The sequence below is a fragment of the Marinomonas primoryensis genome (assembly GCF_013372285.1).
Taxonomy (GTDB): domain Bacteria; phylum Pseudomonadota; class Gammaproteobacteria; order Pseudomonadales; family Marinomonadaceae; genus Marinomonas; species Marinomonas primoryensis.
In genome coordinates this window covers 366,123-381,691 of sequence record NZ_CP054301.1, presented here as the reverse complement: position 1 = coordinate 381,691, position 15,569 = coordinate 366,123, and the positions used below count along the sequence as shown (strand labels likewise).

Below are 15,569 nucleotides of genomic sequence, written 5' to 3'. Positions count from 1 at the left end.
CCTATTTAGGTTTTGGGTTAAGCTTTAGAAGCTTTGATGTTTTCAATGAACTGATCGAACAAAGGCGCAACGTCGTGCGGCCCTGGGCTCGCTTCCGGATGTCCTTGGAAGCTGAACGCGCTCTTATCAGTACGGGAAATACCCTGCAAAGAACCATCGAACAAAGATTTGTGAGTCATCACAAGATTAGCTGGTAATGTGTCTTCATCCACCGCAAAACCATGGTTTTGGCTGGTGATCATCACGGTACCTTTTTCAATTGCTTGTACTGGATGGTTAGCACCATGATGGCCGAATTTCATTTTTTTCGTTTTCGCGCCAGACGCTAACGCCAACAACTGATGACCAAGACAAATACCAAAAACAGGAATCTGTGTGTCTAAAATTTCTTTAATGGCTTGAATCGCATAATCACATGGCTCTGGATCACCAGGGCCGTTAGAAAGGAATATGCCATCTGGATTCATTGCCAATACATCGCTTGCTGGTGTTGTCGCCGGTACAACCGTTAAGCGGCAACCGCGCTCAACCAACATGCGAAGAATGTTCCGCTTCACCCCATAGTCATAAGCAACAACATGGAATTCAAACGTCTCTGGTGTCGTATGGCCTTTCACAAGATCCCAAGTAGACTCCGTCCACTCATACGCTTTTTCTACCGTCACTTCTTTCGCTAGGTCCATGCCTTTCAGGCCAGGGAACGCTTTAGCCGCCGCAATAGCCGCCGCTTCATCTAGGTTTTCACCTGCCATGATGCAACCCGCTAGCGCGCCTTTCTCGCGTAGGATTCGAGTAAGCTTACGAGTGTCGATATCCGCAATGCCGACGACGCCTTTGCGTATCAGGTAAGCGTCTAATGACTCTTGTGAACGCCAGCTGCTCGCGACCAAGGGAAGATCACGAATGATCAGACCGTCACACCAGATTTTATTGGATTCTTCATCTTCAGAGTTAACGCCAGTATTCCCAATATGGGGATAGGTCAAGGTGACCATTTGTCGAGCATAGGAAGGATCAGTAAGAATTTCTTGATAACCAGTCATCGAAGTGTTGAATACCACCTCGGCTGTTGAGGAGCCATCTGCCCCGATCGACACGCCTTTAAATACAGTGCCGTCTTCCAGAGCTAGAATCGCTGATGTTGCCAAAGGAACCTCCCATTTAGAGCCTATCAGGTTGCAAAAAAGCGAGAAGAGCCAATAGCCCATCTCGCTTTTAAGATATTGCGTTTTTGCCGTCCATCTATTAATCGATAATTAATAGATCTCGCGTTCAAAAAATCTGCCCAATTCTACTCCGATACGACTTTTGCGTCCACCGAATTGCCAAGAAAACAGGCAAAAATACGGAGGTTGCGCGTATTTTTTCTTGACTTCTTAGTCAAGAATAAGGAAGCCGTGGCAAAGCCAATTAGCACAACAATCCATCCGCTACACTTTGCGCAGTTTCATAGCCTTTTAAGTTACCTAGCACGGTCAATGAAAAGACCATTGCGGCAGCAGGCCCTTTGCCCGTCAAAATATTACCATCCATCACCACAGGTTCATTAGCAATGTATTCAGCGCCGCTCAAACCGCTTTCAAAACCGGGATAGCAGGTCGCTTGTTTATCAACGAGAAAACCATGCGTACCAAATACCACCGCAGGCGATGCACAAATAGCCGCCAAAAGCGTGTCTTGAATGTCATGTTTTTCCAGCATATCAATCAGCAATGCACAGTCGCGCAGATGCTCAGCGCCCGGCATACCACCTGGCAATACAATGGCGTCAAACATTTGATCCGCCACGTCCGTTAACAAAACATCCGCTTCTAGTTTAGAACCGTGTGCCGCCACTATATGTTTGGACTCATGCACACTCGCCACGGTTACCGTTAAACCACCACGGCGCAGTACATCGATAATCGTAATGGTTTCAATATCTTCATTGCCATTGGCAATAGGAACCAACACCTTACTCATAATTACTCTCCTTATTAGGATAGAATTCAAACGTTCATTTTTAACGTGAACAAACAGGCCGCTTCGTGGCCTTGTTCGGTTTGTCCTTTTTTTTCTATTTGATAATAATTTTTACGGCGCCCGACCAACTCAAAGCCCAAAGACTCATATAAAGAGATCGCACCAAGATTCGACTCGCGCACTTCCAATAACAGTTCACAGGCTCCTTGCTGCGCGGCGGCTTGCAACCAAACTATCATCAACTTTCTTGCTAGCCCCTGTCTACGGACAGCCGAATCAATCACAATTAATTCTAATTCAGACTGATCAAATATCGCCGACGCAGTGAGCCAGCCCAGCACATTATCAGCGGGACTATTAGCCGACGTATTAACGGATTCGCTGGCAGGTTCAATGACCCAGTTTCGCCGTGTCTGCAACGCATCAACGACCAAAGCCTCGCCCCAAGGGTAAGGATTAGACAAGGCATCAAGTCGAATAATAGAAGGCAAATCAGACGCAAGCGCCTGACGAATAAAAACGGAAGGAGTCATAAAATTCAGTGCCAAATTAGCCGTGAGCGAGGTTAACGAAAAAGACAAGACTGCATGACTTCCCATGCGTCTTTGCGTAACTCAGGAATACGATGCAGCTCAGACAAACTCACGATACACGCGGTAGGATAGTGTTTCAATGGGCTTTCTGGCGGCAAGTCTTCCACCATCTGAGTAATCTGCGAACCCGCAAGCACCAACATTGGCGTATCAGGAAAACCTTTTACCAACCGCGCCACATAGCTTTCTAACGCACCAAAAAGCCAATCTGTACGTCTTAGAAAATGCTGATTTCGTAACGCACCCGGCCAAGAAAATGCACTACCCTGCCATTCATCTATCGGTTGCTTTAAAAGCGCCTGACCCATTTTCAATGCAAGACGCTCAATCTCTTCTTGCTGTGAAAATACCGCTGGTACATCACTTAAAATCAACAATTTATTCGACAAAGCATAAGCGCGGATATCAAGACGAGTTATTTGACTGGTAACTGCAGGATCGGGTTCAACTACAATATCCACAGCCAGTTCTTCAATTGGCTGTAAATCTTCAACCACGATTTCCGGTCCTGCGTTCAACTGTTCGCGGAGATGATTCACTAACGGATCTTTTGTGTCCATCAACAACTTAGCCACAGGAACAGGTGCAGGCTCCGCCGCTTTAAACCCCGTAGAATAAGGGTCAACCACGGTATCGGTGGAAGAAAAAGTCGCTTCTATCTCGGTTTCTATGTACCAAGGCTGAACCGGCATATAAACCGTACCTGACACACTGTCCGTCGAAGACAACCAAGACACCACGCCCATTTGCGCTAAGCAATGAGTTTGAAAAGCCTGTTGAGGAGGTAATTCGCGGGACATAAGAACCTTAAGTAGTAGCCTTGAATGCGAGCATTCAGCGGTTTGAATATGAGAAAGTAAATATACTCGTTTACGCTTCGACATGCCACTTGATGACCACAAGATTGCATGGTCTAGTCTTTATCGTCTATGTATAATCTCTACCATCTTGAGCAAACTCAAAAAACGTCTTTTAAAAGGTAAACACCCATGATTTCTTTGTTATCTCGTTTGATGGTTATCGCCGCTATTTCTATCAGTAGCGCCAGTTTCGCCGATAGTTTACCAGACCTTAAAGGCCGCACTATTTTAGCCGTCACCGAAAACGCCTACACGCCACTGAACTTTGTGGACCCTGCAACAGGTGAAGGCATTGGCTGGGAATACGACGCCATGAACGAAATAGGCAAACGCCTAAACGCCAAAATAGAATGGCACTTAAGCAGTTGGGACGCGATGATTCAGGCGGTCAAGCAAGCACAATACGATGTTGGTATGGATGGCATCACCATTAATGAGGAACGCGCACAGCAAATCGATTTCACTGTTCCCTACCTGACATCGCAACAGTTCATGTTGGTTCGTGCCGACGAAAAGCGCTTCACTGATGCCGAGTCTTTTGCCGCCAATGACGACTTTCAATTTGGCGCTCAAGCTGGCACCACCAACTTTTATGTCGCTGTTTATGACGTATTGGATGGCAGCGAAGATAATCCTCGCATCACGCTACTCGAAACGTTTGGCACGTCAGTACAAGCACTTAAATCTGGCGATGTAGACAGTGTATTAATGGATGCCGCGTCGGCCCGTGGCTACATTGGCGCCAATCCAGGTTCATTCAAAATCATCGGCGGCCCGTTAGGTTCCGAAGATTTTGGCTTTATCCTAACACCAGGGTCGGACCTTCTTAAACCAATAAATGCTGCGATCAACAGCATGAAAAAAGACGGCACACTTGATGCACTCAATAAAAAATGGTTTTTCGACTACAACCAATAACGCGTCACTAATAGCCCAACTTGGTAACGGATCCTCTAATTAAAGGCGATCCGTTTTTTATTGATATCGACCAAGGAATGGTCCAGCTATGAATCGATTATGCCCTTTAAAAAAACCTTAGAACGCACGCCATGGTGGTTAGTCACCATCATCATTATCGCTCTTGTTCTGTTATGGAACATGGTGGCAGAGCAAAGCTACCAACGCATAGCGAATGCACTGAGCGAAGGACTGCTGACCACCGTCGGCGTCACCTTTATGGCTTTTATTCTAGCCAGTCTAATCGGCTTATTAATCGCGCTGGCTGGATTTTCTCGTCATCGTATTCTTCGTGAATTCGCGCGTTTTTATGTAGAAGTATTCCGCGGTGTTCCCGTTCTTGTGCTGCTGTTTTACATCGCCTTTGTCGGCGCACCAGAAATGGTAAAACTCTACAATTGGGCATTACAAATACCAATTGAAGCTGGCTGGCTAGAAACCGCCAGAACTCGAGACTTCACCCTTCTGTGGCGTGCCATCTTTGCTCTCGCCATCAGCTACAGCGCGTTTATTGCAGAAGTGTTTCGTGCCGGTATTCAGGAAGTAGGGAAAGGACAAATAGAAGCGGCAAAAGCATTGGGATTGTCTAACTGGCATCGATTTCGCCTTATCACCTTGCCCCAAGCCATGCGGAAAATTTTACCGCCACTGGGCAACGACCTCGTCGCCATGATCAAAGATTCAGCGCTCGTATCCGTACTCGGCGTTCAAGACATCACCCAACTAGGCAAAATATACAGCTCATCGACTTTTCAGTTCTTTGAAACTTACAATGTCGTTGCCTTTATGTACCTTGTTCTTACCTTAAGTTTATCCTTGTTAATTCGTGCCTTTGAAACACACTTAAGGCGCAATGATCATCATTAACTAAAGACACTATTCACTAGATAAGTGAGCAACTAAGCTCTAATGAAACGCGTTTGAATCGAGTAATCTTTTTTCGGGCCGACCACGGTAAAACTCAGTTCAAATTCATCGTCTGATAAGAATACAAACTCGGCGTCGTAATGGTCTTGTATGCACAGATGATGGGACGTAAGTATGCTAGCTTGGGCAAATACAAAGCTCAAAAACAGCTGACCTTTGGTCGCGCCGTCAGAGAAGAATATATCAAAGCCAGCGTCTGTCATCCGATATTCATACTCTCGAAAGGCATTGGCTTTTTGCTCACCTAATCTGGGTAACATGACGGCTTCTTTATAATCGAGACGCTGATCACTTTCGCCATTAAGGCGAAACGTTGCCCGCCCTGTTATTTCGCCAAATTCAGAAATCACTCGATGCATTTCCCAATCTCCCAGAAAATACGACAAAACGGCTTTTGCTTCTATTGCATACATTTATATAAGCGCTCTATTTACCATAATGATTAACCACTCCAAGCATAATCAGCATTCAGACGACATAAAAACGGCGTCAAAATAGATTGTCACACAAAGAATTCTCCAACAGAGCATTTTATTCATAAAAAACATTGTGCAAGAGGAAAATTTTTTACTCGATATCCATGGCTCTTTTGAGCCCTTATATCAATTTTATTGATTTGAATAATGTGTTTTTTAGAACGGTTCATTCTTACTCTTCAACATAGTTCGTTGAATTTTGAGCTTTCCATCCTCATTTCAAAAAAATGACCTAATTCATACTTAATTCACTAAAAATCTGCATATTTAAACGATTATGGACGCACAAAGTAGCATTCGGCAAAGACAATGGAAGCGTCTTAAATACTATTTCAATCTAATTTTTTTCCTCTAATATGAACTCCATCAGACGGGGCTTGCTCGGCGGGCTTCACTTTAAACGAATACTTAAAAGGTACATTATTATGAAAAAATTAACCGCTATTGCAGCCACTCTTATTACCGCTTCTGTTTTATCAACGTCAGCGTTTGCATCCGACGATGATAACGCTTCCGATCGCTTTCAAAGTGCTCGTGGTGGCGTTCAAGCATTGACCGTTACCTTAGAAAACCTAGGCGCAACAGTCGATAAAAGTGTTGATTTGAATGGTGCTTACACCTACAGCCAAAAAGAAGCTGTTTACAATGCTAAGCATGCAGATCTTCAGGCACAATTTGATGAATTACGAGCGAATTCTGCAGAGTAATCCCCTCGCAGCTTAATTCAATATTTGCTCGATAAAAAGCGTCAATGTTAAAATAACATTGACGCTTTTTTCGTTTAGTGCCCCGTCCTAAAAGAGGTTTGCTTAGAGAGAAAGAAGTCATCGCTTAGATGTGTTGATCAATGAGAATCATATTTCCATCAGGGTCTTGTAGGGAAATATGCGAGGGACCACTTTCACCATGAATGGATTTATCGACTATATTAATGCCTTGCGACTCAAACTCTTTTAAAAGATCTCTAACGTCAGTAAATGATTCTAAAGTGTTACGGCTTTGATCCCAGCCAGGGTTGAATGTCAGCATGTTCCCTTCAAACATACCTTGAAACAATCCGATTTTATGATCACCATTTTGTAGTATTAACCAATTTTGAGATTGATCCCCACCCACTGCCTCAAAACCCATTTTTTGATAAAAGACTTTCGATACTTCAATGTTTTTAACCGATAAACTGATTGAAAATGCCCCTAATTTCATTTTACACCTCATTATTTAATAACCACATTCACGCTAAATAAGCTTAGTGGAAAAATAAAATTTGGCTGGAGTACCTACTGCAAGAGCATTCTATGCGATTTTTTCCAGTGTTTTCATGGCTAAGTACTCTTTACTCGACAATTCAACCAAAATATCAGACGCTTTATTCACAAGACATTCGTCATTATGCTTCCCCGCGCGATCCAATAAACTTGCCACATCGGTCCATAACTCAGCGATCTCCACAAACTGCTCATACGCATCACTAATAGGAGCAAGCTTGGTAAGCTCGTAAGCTTCTTTGAGGAAGTCACGGTACATATTTCTAAAAATAGCGATTGAATTGGGCGGTACTTGTGAAGGCGAACCCAATCAACGGGGACCTGAATTTTCTGCCTATGTGAGAGATTTAGATAAAAATGAAATAGTCTTTTCTGCGTGAAAAATTGGACTCTTCACAACCTTAACGTTTCGATTAGTTAGTGTTTAAAAACATGTAGAACTTGATCCACTGACGTATAGTTCCTTCCCCTTTCTCCAATTAGGAAGGAACTATAGATAGATTTTTATCTATTTATCAGTCATTCAGATTACTTCTCACCATTAAATACGGGAATGATTTCTCGGCCGTATTTGGCAATAATTTCTTCTTCATCACCGTTGTCTAGGTAGATATTAAATTGCGTTGTACCAGCGGCTTCTAGGTCTTTGATTCGAGTAATGTGGTCTTCAACCGTTCCCAGTACACAGAAGCTTTTGATAATGTCTTCTGTGATGAAGTCTAGGAATGGGTTATCACTTTGGCCATGTTTCGAGTAGTCGTAGCCTTTACGGTTTTCGATATAGTCTGTCAGGCTTTTTGGCACCAGACCAGAATCCGCTCCGTATTTTTCGACGATATCGGCAACGTGGTTACCCACCATTGCTGGGAACCATTTAGTGTGTTCGATGCAGTAATCCATGTCACCAAAGTAAGCCGGCGCTGCGGCTTGTACTTTGAAGTTAGACATATCACGACCCGCAGCTTCACCTGCGGCAACCGCTTGGTCTCTAAACCATTTTACCAAAGCAGGATCACCTATTTGTAGAATCAAACCGTCACCTACTTCTCCTGCCGCCGCTAAGGCTTTTGGTCCGTACGCGCCAATCCAAACAGGCAGTTCATAGCCTGTTGCCCAAGGTAATTTCACTGGCTCTGGGCATTCGCCGTATTCTACTTCGTCACCCCGAACCATGGCTTTTACCTTGGTGGTGAATTCCGTAAGGCGCGCGATGGTTGCCGGTTTCTTGCCCATAACACGCATAGACGAATCACCACGTCCAAGGCCAATGTCAAAACGCCCCTTACTTTGATGCGCCAAGCTTGCGTATAAGCTGGCAGCCAATGACCAATCGCGAATGTTTGGGTTGGTGACACAAGGACCAAAACGCATTTTTGTGGTGTGTTCCATACACATTGCCATCGCAACAAAGGATTCGCGCCATAAAATGTGTGAATCGTAAAACCAGCAATAAGTAAAACCGGCGGCTTCTGCCTGACGAACCAAGTTACGAGCGCGATCTGGGCTTACAAAACCCTTAAACGTGATACCAAATTCCATGATGTGTTCCTCTTATGATTATACTTTTAATAGTTTTCTAATTTTTAAAACAACCGAATAACTAAACAACTTGTCACGATGTGCCGAGCACAGTGGTTAATTAATGCTCGTCTGGAGGACAAATACGTATACCCGCATGACTGAACGGCACGTCTTTCGAGATATTCAAACGAATCAGAATCGGCGTTAGCGCTTCGATACAACGAGCACTTTCTGCAAGGCCTGCGTTATAAGCTTTGGTGCCCATTTTTTCGATCAATGCCATCACTTGCTTCTTCGCATTTAGGTCATTGCCGCACACCAAGATATCGCAATTAATAGAACGAGAAAGATCGTTCAAGGTAATCGCCGACACGTTATGCAACGCACCCACGACAGGTATAGCATCGCCCAATAACAACTGAGCCGATTCCGTTACCGAACCTGCTTCTGGCATGACCACGGCTTTCGGATTACCCGGTGCCAAGGGTACGACAATGTCGACCAAGACTTTGCCGACCAGTAAAGGCGCAAGCTTAGTCAATGTTGCGTCGTGACCTGCATAAGGAACCGACAAGATGACAAGACTGTCTGCGGCGTTGGTCGCGTCTTCCATCGACATACCCGTAATGTCCGCCTGACAATCCAATTCTGCCAAGGTACTCACCAATTGCAGCGCGGTTTCTTGTGCTTTCGCTGGATCACGAGAACCCAACACCACACTCACGCCAGCTTGTGCCAAACGCAGTGCAAGACCTTTGCCTTGTGGGCCCGTTCCGCCAATGATGGCGACTTTATTTGTAGCGTCATTCATAGTTTTTCCACCATTTTTCCCATTGATTCAGTCATTGCTGTTTTGATCGCTTTTTTCATCGTTGCTTTCATCGAAAGAGATCCTCATTGTGAGCACGAATAAGATCGCGGCTGGAGCTGTCTGTTTTTGGCCAAGATAAGCCACGGAAAATAATCACCGGAGATTTAGCGCTTTTCTCCATCAATAAACCCGACGCGGCGGCGAGCTCGTCGGCGAACGCAGGCGCGGTCACACTCAAAGGTCGTCCAAAGGCGTCTTCTTCGCCCAACATGTACATCACCCCAGGCACATTGGCTAAACCAATCGCTACGTTGGTTTGCCCCAGTCGCCAAGGACGACCAAAGGTATCGCTGATCACCACCCCTAACGCACAGCCAAAGTGTTTTTCTAAGACGAGGCAAAGTTCACGCGCGCTTTTGTCAGGGTCTTCGGGTAATAAAATAAGCTGTCCTGGATGATCCGCATTGGATTCATCCACCGCTGCATTGGCGCAGATGTAACCGTTTTTATGCTCGGCGATCAGCACGCCTTCTTCTTGATCAGGTCGTTTCATCGCTCGAACTATGCGATTAGACTGAGATAAAATGACTTCCACTTTACGTGGGTCTTTATTAACAGTTTTTGCCAGTTCGATCGCTTCTTCACTGGGTGTGATCTCGTCTAAATAGGCGCAAGCCCCTTCGCTTTTAGAGACCACTTTGTGCGCAATCACCAAAATATCACCTTCCATAAGGGTTTGGTTTTGCGTGATTAAGGTGTCAATAATGCTTTTCGCTAAATCATCGCCTACTTGAAAATCCGGTAATCCCATTAGACGAAACATGCTCATAGAATCAGGCATAATGATGCTCCTTAATGGGTAATAGAGAAGGTTCTTTCCATGCTTTAAACCGCTTAGGTTGGCGTATCACCGCCATTTGAAGGTCTTCGCTGTGATCAATATCCAAGGCAAGGTTGTCGAAATGTAAACTGCGACAAACCAAACGATTATTCAGCGCATTGGCTTTGTGGGCCGACGCCGATTCATAACCGTATTGAAAATCGATGGCATCAGGTGGCGAGGTCAACAACGCATTCGTGCCACCATCTTTGGCTACTGCAATCACCACTTGCGCCTCATTAATCGCGGCGATTAACGAGGTAATCTCTTGATAATCTAGTACTGCAATATCACTGGGCACAATAAGTTGACTGTCGTATCCAGATTGCTTTACCCAATCGCAAGCAAAATCCAGCGCGCCGTTTAACCCTTTCGATCCGTCATCAAACAAAGTATTTGTTTCATAGGATTGAGCAAGACTAAGCACATCAAGCGATTCGCTCACCACCAGCACATCCAGCATTGGAAAGTGCCGCTTAAAAAATGCCAAGGTGTTTTGAAACAAGGTCAAAGACAGACTTTCGCGAGACGAATCCGACAAACTACCGACCAAACGTTGTTTAGAACGCGTTGGTGATTTCATTGGAATCACCACACAAAGCTTATCGATCAGATGATGGACGTTGGGGTGATTAGAAGTCGAATGCTTTATCATTAGGCGGCTCTCTGTTTCTGGGAAGCTAAGGCAAACTCAACTACGCGAGACATTAAGTCTGTTTTTTCCTCTGGGGTTTTCATCAACGTCGGCGTCACCAACACATCCAACCCCTGCTCTTTCAACCATGTTGTGTCTTGCTGGTCTTCTTCGTCGATTACCATGGCGTTCAAAAAAGTGTAATAACAGCTATAAATCCCTTTCGAATCGATACTTTTACCCGCGCTTTCAAGCATTTTATCCGCGGGCCCTTTCACCGTTTTGCCGCCAATTAATGGCGATACGGCGATGACATAAGCGCCGCTGTGCTCAATCGCTTGTTGAATTTCAGGTACGGCGAGAATGGCGCCGATGCTCACGATTGGATTGCTCGGCGCGATAATAATCACGTCGCTATTAGCAATTTGGTCCAAGGCAGCTTGAGTTGGTTTGGCGCTTTCAATACCTTGATACTCGATGTCGATCACGTCCAGCTGACAATGCTCGCGCACAAAAAATTCTTGGAACGACAACCAACCTTTTGACGTCTTTACTCGAGTTTTCACCACATCGTCGGTTGGCAACAAAATCGGCAGAGTCACACCGTGTCGCTTTGCTAAACGTTGAGTTATCTCGCTGGCACTGACACCTTGATGCTTCAGATTGGTACGATAAATGTGCGTGGCTAAATCCAAGTCGCCTAAGGTCATCCAAGTGTCTTGCCCCAAGGCATTTAGCTCACTTAAGACTTGATGCGTTTCGTGTTTTCGGCCCCAACCTTGCTGTCTATCAATCTGATCACCTAGAGAATAAATCAGCGTATCAATGTCTGGTGAGACCCAAAGCCCATGAAATTCGTCATCATCGGCAATGTTGCCAATGATCTTAGTTGAGTTAGCGTAATGGCTTTTAGCCAAGCCTTCGGCCGCTTTTGCACCGCCTACGCCACCGGCCAATAAAGTGATGTTTAACCCAGTCATTACGCCACTCCTCGAATCGCAATGCGGTCCGTTAATGGCGTTTTTGCGCTGTTTTCTTCAACAACGTAGGTTCTCACCACCTCATATTTCGTACTACGTTGCACCGCGTTCAGACCGGCGGCTTGAATGTTTGCCACCATGTCTTCAGGAAACACTTCTTGGCCGTGAGTCGCACCGGCAGCACGAGAAATACTTTCGTTCATCAAGGTGCCACCCAGATCATTCGCGCCAGAGCGCAGCATTCTGGTTGCCACTTCTGGGCCCATTTTCACCCAAGAGGCTTGAATGTTATCGATGTGACCTTGCAACATAAGTCGCGCAATGGCGTGCATTTTGAAATGCTCGTCTTGCGTCGGTCCAGGACGAACTTTGTCTGGGTTATCGTTATACAAACGTGTTTCATAATGGATAAAACCCAGCGGCACGAACTCGGTAAAGCCACCGGTTTCTTTTTGAATATCACGCAATAACGCTAGATGGTTTGCCCAATGAATCGGCTGATCTACGTGGCCGTACATGATGGTAGAGGTTGTCGGCACACCCACAGAGTGCGCGGCTTTAATGATTCGTACCCACTCTTCTGTGGTGAGTTTGTTCTTGGTCAATTTTTTGCGAACTTCGGTGTCCAGAATTTCTGCTGCGGTGCCCGGCATGGACCCTAAACCCAGCGCTTTTAATTCAGTCAAAAACACTTCTGGCTCAAGGCGCCCTTTTTTACAGCCATACCAGATTTCGAAGGGTGAGAAGGCGTGAATGTGAATCTCTGGCACGCGTTTTTTCACCGCGATAATTAATTCTCGGTAATAATCCGCGCCTATGTCTGGGTGTAATCCGCCTTGAATACACACTTCTGTCGCACCACGAGCCCACGCTTCTTCTGCTTTGTCTGCTACTTGTTCAACGGTTAAAAACTCCGCCTCTGCATCGCCTTTTTCTTTGGCAAAATTACAGAAACGACAGCCCATATAGCACACGTTGGTAAAGTTTATGTTTCGCGTAATAACAAAAGTACCTGTGTCACCAACTCGTTTTTCACGCACCTTGTCGGCGGTGTCTAATACCGCTTGAGCTTCTGCACCTTGCGTTGCAAAAAGCACGCACGCGTCTTCTACATTCAGCTCTTCTCCCAGCAGAGTTTTTTCCAGTATTGCCTGGACTGGAGCACTAACGAGCTCATTACATTGAGTAGAATGAAGCGTATCTAATGAAGAAAAATTTTCTGACGCGGCATTGCTTGACGTTGCTTTTGTTGACGTTAAAGACGATAGATTCATGCGATGTCTCCCTGTAACTGACGACTGGCTTGAGCGGCACGACTCATAAGTGACGCGACTCGTTGCGTTAAATTGGGTGTTAAATATTTGTGTTCTTGATGCTGAAAGCGGTCATAAATGGTGAGGCGTTCTGCCAACGAATAGCCCAGACCTTCGCACGCTTGCGCCACGCTGCTGATCTGCGGCCATGCTCTTTCTGGGTTAATGAAATCTTTGGTGAGTGGCGAGATACCACCCCAGTCATTGATACCGGCATTGATATAACTGCCGTATTCAACTTCTAAATTTGGCGGCGCTTGAATACTGATGTCATCCGGTAAGATCAAACGCGCCACGGCGATGGTGCGTTTCATGTCGTCTAGATCCGGTTCTTGGCAACCCGCCATGGCGGTACCCGCTTTGGCGCGAAAGTTTTGAATAATGACTTCTTGGACATGCCCATAAGCAAGATGGCGATCACGAATGGCAATCAGGCTAAGCACTCGCTCTTCCCAACTTTCGCCTATGCCGATTAAAATACCGGTGGTAAAGGCGATATCAAGACGACCCGCTTGCTCGATAGTATCGAGTCGACGTTTTGGCGTTTTGTCTGGGCATGCATAATGCGCTTGCCCTTTTTTGAGCAATTCATTGGAAACATTTTCCAGCATCATCCCCATACTGGCGGCAACAGGCTTTAGTCGTTTCAACTCATCAAACGACAATGCACCGGCGTTCACGTGTGGCAATAATGTAGTGTGTGTTAAGACGCTTTCACATTGGTCATGCAGATAATCTAACGTGTTGTCATAACCTAATGCCGCCAGCAAATCTCGTGCTTTTTGATGACGTTCTTCTGGTCGTTCGCCCAAACTAAATAACGCTTCTTTACAATCTAACGCGGCGCCTTCGTGTGCAGTTTTCAGCACTTGCTCCGGTGTCATGTAATTAGAATGAATAGAATCTGGGGACTGTACAAAGGTGCAATAGCCGCAAGAATCGCGACACATATTCGTTAATGGGATAAATACTTTTTTAGAAAAGGTTAACTGCATACCCCAAGCGTTATCACGTGCGCTAGCGGCTTGCTGGCAGAGTGCATACAAGTCTGGCCCAGTAGCAAATTCATAAGATATGGCTTCAGAAACAGAGATCATATTTACTCCACGTTTTAATGATTAAATTAACTTTTTTACCATTTGGTATAAAAATTAATAGCAGTCATTTACGAAGGAGTAAATTGTTTTTTTTGGTTCAACGCTCGCACTAAAAAATAACACAGTTGTTAAAGCTAACTTAACTAAATGCTTAACTAAAGAGTTAAGACTATGAATATATAGATTTTTTTAGTTAATCATTATCAATAATCACGCTACTTTTAAGAAATAAAGAAAGGAAATTGGAGAGGAATTTATTTTAAATATTTTTTTTAGCACCAAGAGCGCGCACAACAAATTCGGTTACCGCGTTTTCAGCCCGTTCGAAATCCGTTTGGTCCAAACTGGTCTTACCTAATAGAATTTCCATTTGAATAGAAAAATCGGCATAGGTTTGAGTTGCAGCCCAAATAGTAAAAAACAAATGTTCAGGATCAATATCGTCTATTAATCCCTTATTTATCCATGACTTAACCAATTTTACATCACGGTCAAATTGAGGTTTAAGGTGGCTTAAAAGGTAGTCTTTTAAGACTGGAGCGCCGCTGATAACCTCATGAGCAAAGACTTTAGAGCCATTAGGGTACAAACGTGAAAGTTGCATTTTTTCACGCACATAACCACGTATTACGTCTTCTGGCGTAGCACCATCACTTTCAAGTAAAGACAGCTTTTCAATCCAAATATCGAGTATCTCTTTCAACACCCTTTTATACAGTAAGTCTTTGTTTGGAAAGTAATAAATTAAATTCTGCTTGGATATTTTTGATATCTCTGCAATACGTTCCATAGATGCGCCACTAAAGCCCTTAGCCGCAAAAATGATCTCTGCAGAGCGTAATATACGTGATTCTAACACTTCTCTATTCATCGATTGCTTGGTACGTCTTACTCTTTGATCAGCCAAACTGTATGCCTACTCTCATTGAAAAAAATTATATTGATAAACCACTGTTTTTGCTTACTTTTACGGCTTTTATCAGGCGTTAAAATACCATAAGAAAGCCATAGGAACGAGTCAAATTAAAATAAAGTATAGAAAGTTGGCCTATTTATTGCTGACCAAATAGACAGCATCTATATTTTTTTCTATTTAAATCACGATTCAGTATGAGAGTAATACATTCTATTTTTTTATGAATGGACAAATGATTGGCTTTTTTTAAAAAAAGGTTTTACCTTTTGGTCAATATTCATTCAAAACAAAAATCATTAATGAATATTTATTTCTCTTTGATAAATACTTATTTCAATAAATAGTTAAGTATTTTCAAAGAGATATAAATTATATTG

The 15,569-nt window shown here is 44.3% G+C and carries 18 protein-coding genes; 3 read left to right on the top strand and 15 right to left on the bottom strand.

Annotated elements, in window-relative coordinates:
• Positions 1-17 precede the first annotated feature (17 nt).
• The 4 genes from carA to MP3633_RS01740 form a co-directional block, all read right to left on the bottom strand.
• Positions 18-1,148 (bottom strand): glutamine-hydrolyzing carbamoyl-phosphate synthase small subunit, encoded by a 1,131-nt coding sequence (gene carA, locus MP3633_RS01755; protein WP_176334232.1) that lies wholly within the window; start codon positions 1,146-1,148, stop codon positions 18-20.
• Positions 1,149-1,410: 262 nt separating this feature from the next.
• Complete coding sequence (locus tag MP3633_RS01750) at positions 1,411-1,962, bottom strand: DJ-1 family glyoxalase III (protein WP_176334231.1); 552 nt, start codon at positions 1,960-1,962, stop codon at positions 1,411-1,413.
• A 26-nt stretch (positions 1,963-1,988) separates the two neighbouring features.
• Positions 1,989-2,495 carry a GNAT family N-acetyltransferase gene (locus MP3633_RS01745; protein WP_176334230.1) on the bottom strand — a complete coding sequence of 169 codons (507 nt, stop codon included), beginning with the start codon at positions 2,493-2,495 and terminating at the stop codon, positions 1,989-1,991.
• Positions 2,496-2,527: 32 nt separating this feature from the next.
• Complete coding sequence (locus tag MP3633_RS01740; protein WP_244959776.1) at positions 2,528-3,439, bottom strand: hypothetical protein; 912 nt, start codon at positions 3,437-3,439, stop codon at positions 2,528-2,530.
• A gap of 105 nt (positions 3,440-3,544) precedes the next feature.
• Here MP3633_RS01740 and MP3633_RS01735 point away from each other — a divergent pair, with 105 nt between their 5' ends.
• Positions 3,545-4,333, top strand: coding sequence for a transporter substrate-binding domain-containing protein (locus tag MP3633_RS01735; RefSeq protein ID WP_176334229.1), 789 nt, complete (start codon positions 3,545-3,547; stop codon positions 4,331-4,333).
• A gap of 99 nt (positions 4,334-4,432) precedes the next feature.
• Positions 4,433-5,239, top strand: coding sequence for an amino acid ABC transporter permease (locus MP3633_RS01730; RefSeq protein WP_176334228.1), 807 nt, complete (start codon positions 4,433-4,435; stop codon positions 5,237-5,239).
• Positions 5,240-5,271: 32 nt separating this feature from the next.
• Here the strand turns inward: MP3633_RS01730 and MP3633_RS01725 are convergent, their stop codons facing one another.
• Positions 5,272-5,712 carry a DUF6314 family protein gene (locus tag MP3633_RS01725; RefSeq protein ID WP_176334227.1) on the bottom strand — a complete coding sequence of 147 codons (441 nt, stop codon included), beginning with the start codon at positions 5,710-5,712 and terminating at the stop codon, positions 5,272-5,274.
• Between the two features lie 488 nt (positions 5,713-6,200).
• Here MP3633_RS01725 and MP3633_RS01720 point away from each other — a divergent pair, with 488 nt between their 5' ends.
• A complete protein-coding gene (locus MP3633_RS01720; protein ID WP_176334226.1) occupies positions 6,201-6,482 on the top strand; it encodes a hypothetical protein in 282 nt (93 codons plus the stop codon).
• Positions 6,483-6,606: 124 nt separating this feature from the next.
• Here MP3633_RS01720 and MP3633_RS01715 read toward each other — a convergent pair whose 3' ends face one another.
• From MP3633_RS01715 to MP3633_RS01670, 10 genes are all read right to left on the bottom strand, one after another.
• The gene (locus MP3633_RS01715) at positions 6,607-6,978 is read right to left on the bottom strand and encodes a VOC family protein (RefSeq protein ID WP_176334225.1); all 372 of its coding nucleotides are present in this window, start codon (positions 6,976-6,978) and stop codon (positions 6,607-6,609) included.
• A gap of 90 nt (positions 6,979-7,068) precedes the next feature.
• Positions 7,069-7,350 carry a DUF4872 domain-containing protein gene (locus MP3633_RS01710; protein WP_176334224.1) on the bottom strand — a complete coding sequence of 94 codons (282 nt, stop codon included), beginning with the start codon at positions 7,348-7,350 and terminating at the stop codon, positions 7,069-7,071.
• 218 nt (positions 7,351-7,568) lie between these two features.
• Entirely contained in the window at positions 7,569-8,579 is a 1,011-nt protein-coding gene (locus MP3633_RS01705; RefSeq protein WP_176334223.1) for a TIGR03842 family LLM class F420-dependent oxidoreductase, read from the bottom strand.
• A 100-nt stretch (positions 8,580-8,679) separates the two neighbouring features.
• Complete coding sequence (gene npdG / locus MP3633_RS01700; protein ID WP_176334222.1) at positions 8,680-9,372, bottom strand: NADPH-dependent F420 reductase; 693 nt, start codon at positions 9,370-9,372, stop codon at positions 8,680-8,682.
• A gap of 67 nt (positions 9,373-9,439) precedes the next feature.
• Positions 9,440-10,213 (bottom strand): coenzyme F420-0:L-glutamate ligase, encoded by a 774-nt coding sequence (gene cofE / locus MP3633_RS01695; RefSeq protein WP_176334221.1) that lies wholly within the window; start codon positions 10,211-10,213, stop codon positions 9,440-9,442.
• Positions 10,206-10,907, bottom strand: coding sequence for a 2-phospho-L-lactate guanylyltransferase (gene cofC, locus MP3633_RS01690; protein WP_280526393.1), 702 nt, complete (start codon positions 10,905-10,907; stop codon positions 10,206-10,208). The genes cofE and cofC overlap by 8 nt, the downstream gene beginning before the upstream one ends.
• The gene (gene cofD / locus MP3633_RS01685) at positions 10,907-11,866 is read right to left on the bottom strand and encodes a 2-phospho-L-lactate transferase (RefSeq protein WP_176334219.1); all 960 of its coding nucleotides are present in this window, start codon (positions 11,864-11,866) and stop codon (positions 10,907-10,909) included. Before cofD ends, cofC begins: the two co-directional genes overlap by 1 nt.
• Positions 11,866-13,140 (bottom strand): 5-amino-6-(D-ribitylamino)uracil--L-tyrosine 4-hydroxyphenyl transferase CofH, encoded by a 1,275-nt coding sequence (gene cofH / locus MP3633_RS01680; protein WP_176334218.1) that lies wholly within the window; start codon positions 13,138-13,140, stop codon positions 11,866-11,868. Before cofH ends, cofD begins: the two co-directional genes overlap by 1 nt.
• Complete coding sequence (gene cofG, locus MP3633_RS01675) at positions 13,137-14,276, bottom strand: 7,8-didemethyl-8-hydroxy-5-deazariboflavin synthase CofG (RefSeq protein ID WP_176334217.1); 1,140 nt, start codon at positions 14,274-14,276, stop codon at positions 13,137-13,139. The genes cofH and cofG overlap by 4 nt, the downstream gene beginning before the upstream one ends.
• A 259-nt stretch (positions 14,277-14,535) precedes the next feature.
• On the bottom strand, positions 14,536-15,183 hold the full coding sequence (locus tag MP3633_RS01670; protein ID WP_176334216.1) for a TetR/AcrR family transcriptional regulator: 648 nt from the start codon (positions 15,181-15,183) through the stop codon (positions 14,536-14,538).
• Between the last annotated feature and the right edge of the window lie 386 nt (positions 15,184-15,569).

Bases quoted from the DNA above. Each gene is read 5' to 3' on its own strand.
- MP3633_RS01740 (WP_244959776.1), bottom strand. From the start codon at position 3,439: ATGTCGAAGCGTAAACGAGTATATTTACTTTCTCATATTCAAACCGCT.
- MP3633_RS01735 (WP_176334229.1), top strand. From the start codon at position 3,545: ATGATTTCTTTGTTATCTCGTTTGATGGTTATCGCCGCTATTTCTATC.
- cofE (WP_176334221.1), bottom strand. From the start codon at position 10,213: ATGCCTGATTCTATGAGCATGTTTCGTCTAATGGGATTACCGGATTTT.
- MP3633_RS01725 (WP_176334227.1), bottom strand. From the start codon at position 5,712: ATGTATGCAATAGAAGCAAAAGCCGTTTTGTCGTATTTTCTGGGAGAT.
- MP3633_RS01745 (WP_176334230.1), bottom strand. From the start codon at position 2,495: ATGACTCCTTCCGTTTTTATTCGTCAGGCGCTTGCGTCTGATTTGCCT.
- MP3633_RS01720 (WP_176334226.1), top strand. From the start codon at position 6,201: ATGAAAAAATTAACCGCTATTGCAGCCACTCTTATTACCGCTTCTGTT.
- cofH (WP_176334218.1), bottom strand. From the start codon at position 13,140: ATGAATCTATCGTCTTTAACGTCAACAAAAGCAACGTCAAGCAATGCC.
- MP3633_RS01750 (WP_176334231.1), bottom strand. From the start codon at position 1,962: ATGAGTAAGGTGTTGGTTCCTATTGCCAATGGCAATGAAGATATTGAA.
- cofD (WP_176334219.1), bottom strand. From the start codon at position 11,866: ATGACTGGGTTAAACATCACTTTATTGGCCGGTGGCGTAGGCGGTGCA.
- npdG (WP_176334222.1), bottom strand. From the start codon at position 9,372: ATGAATGACGCTACAAATAAAGTCGCCATCATTGGCGGAACGGGCCCA.
- cofG (WP_176334217.1), bottom strand. From the start codon at position 14,276: ATGATCTCTGTTTCTGAAGCCATATCTTATGAATTTGCTACTGGGCCA.
- MP3633_RS01705 (WP_176334223.1), bottom strand. From the start codon at position 8,579: ATGGAATTTGGTATCACGTTTAAGGGTTTTGTAAGCCCAGATCGCGCT.
- MP3633_RS01730 (WP_176334228.1), top strand. From the start codon at position 4,433: ATGCCCTTTAAAAAAACCTTAGAACGCACGCCATGGTGGTTAGTCACC.
- cofC (WP_280526393.1), bottom strand. From the start codon at position 10,907: ATGATAAAGCATTCGACTTCTAATCACCCCAACGTCCATCATCTGATC.
- MP3633_RS01715 (WP_176334225.1), bottom strand. From the start codon at position 6,978: ATGAAATTAGGGGCATTTTCAATCAGTTTATCGGTTAAAAACATTGAA.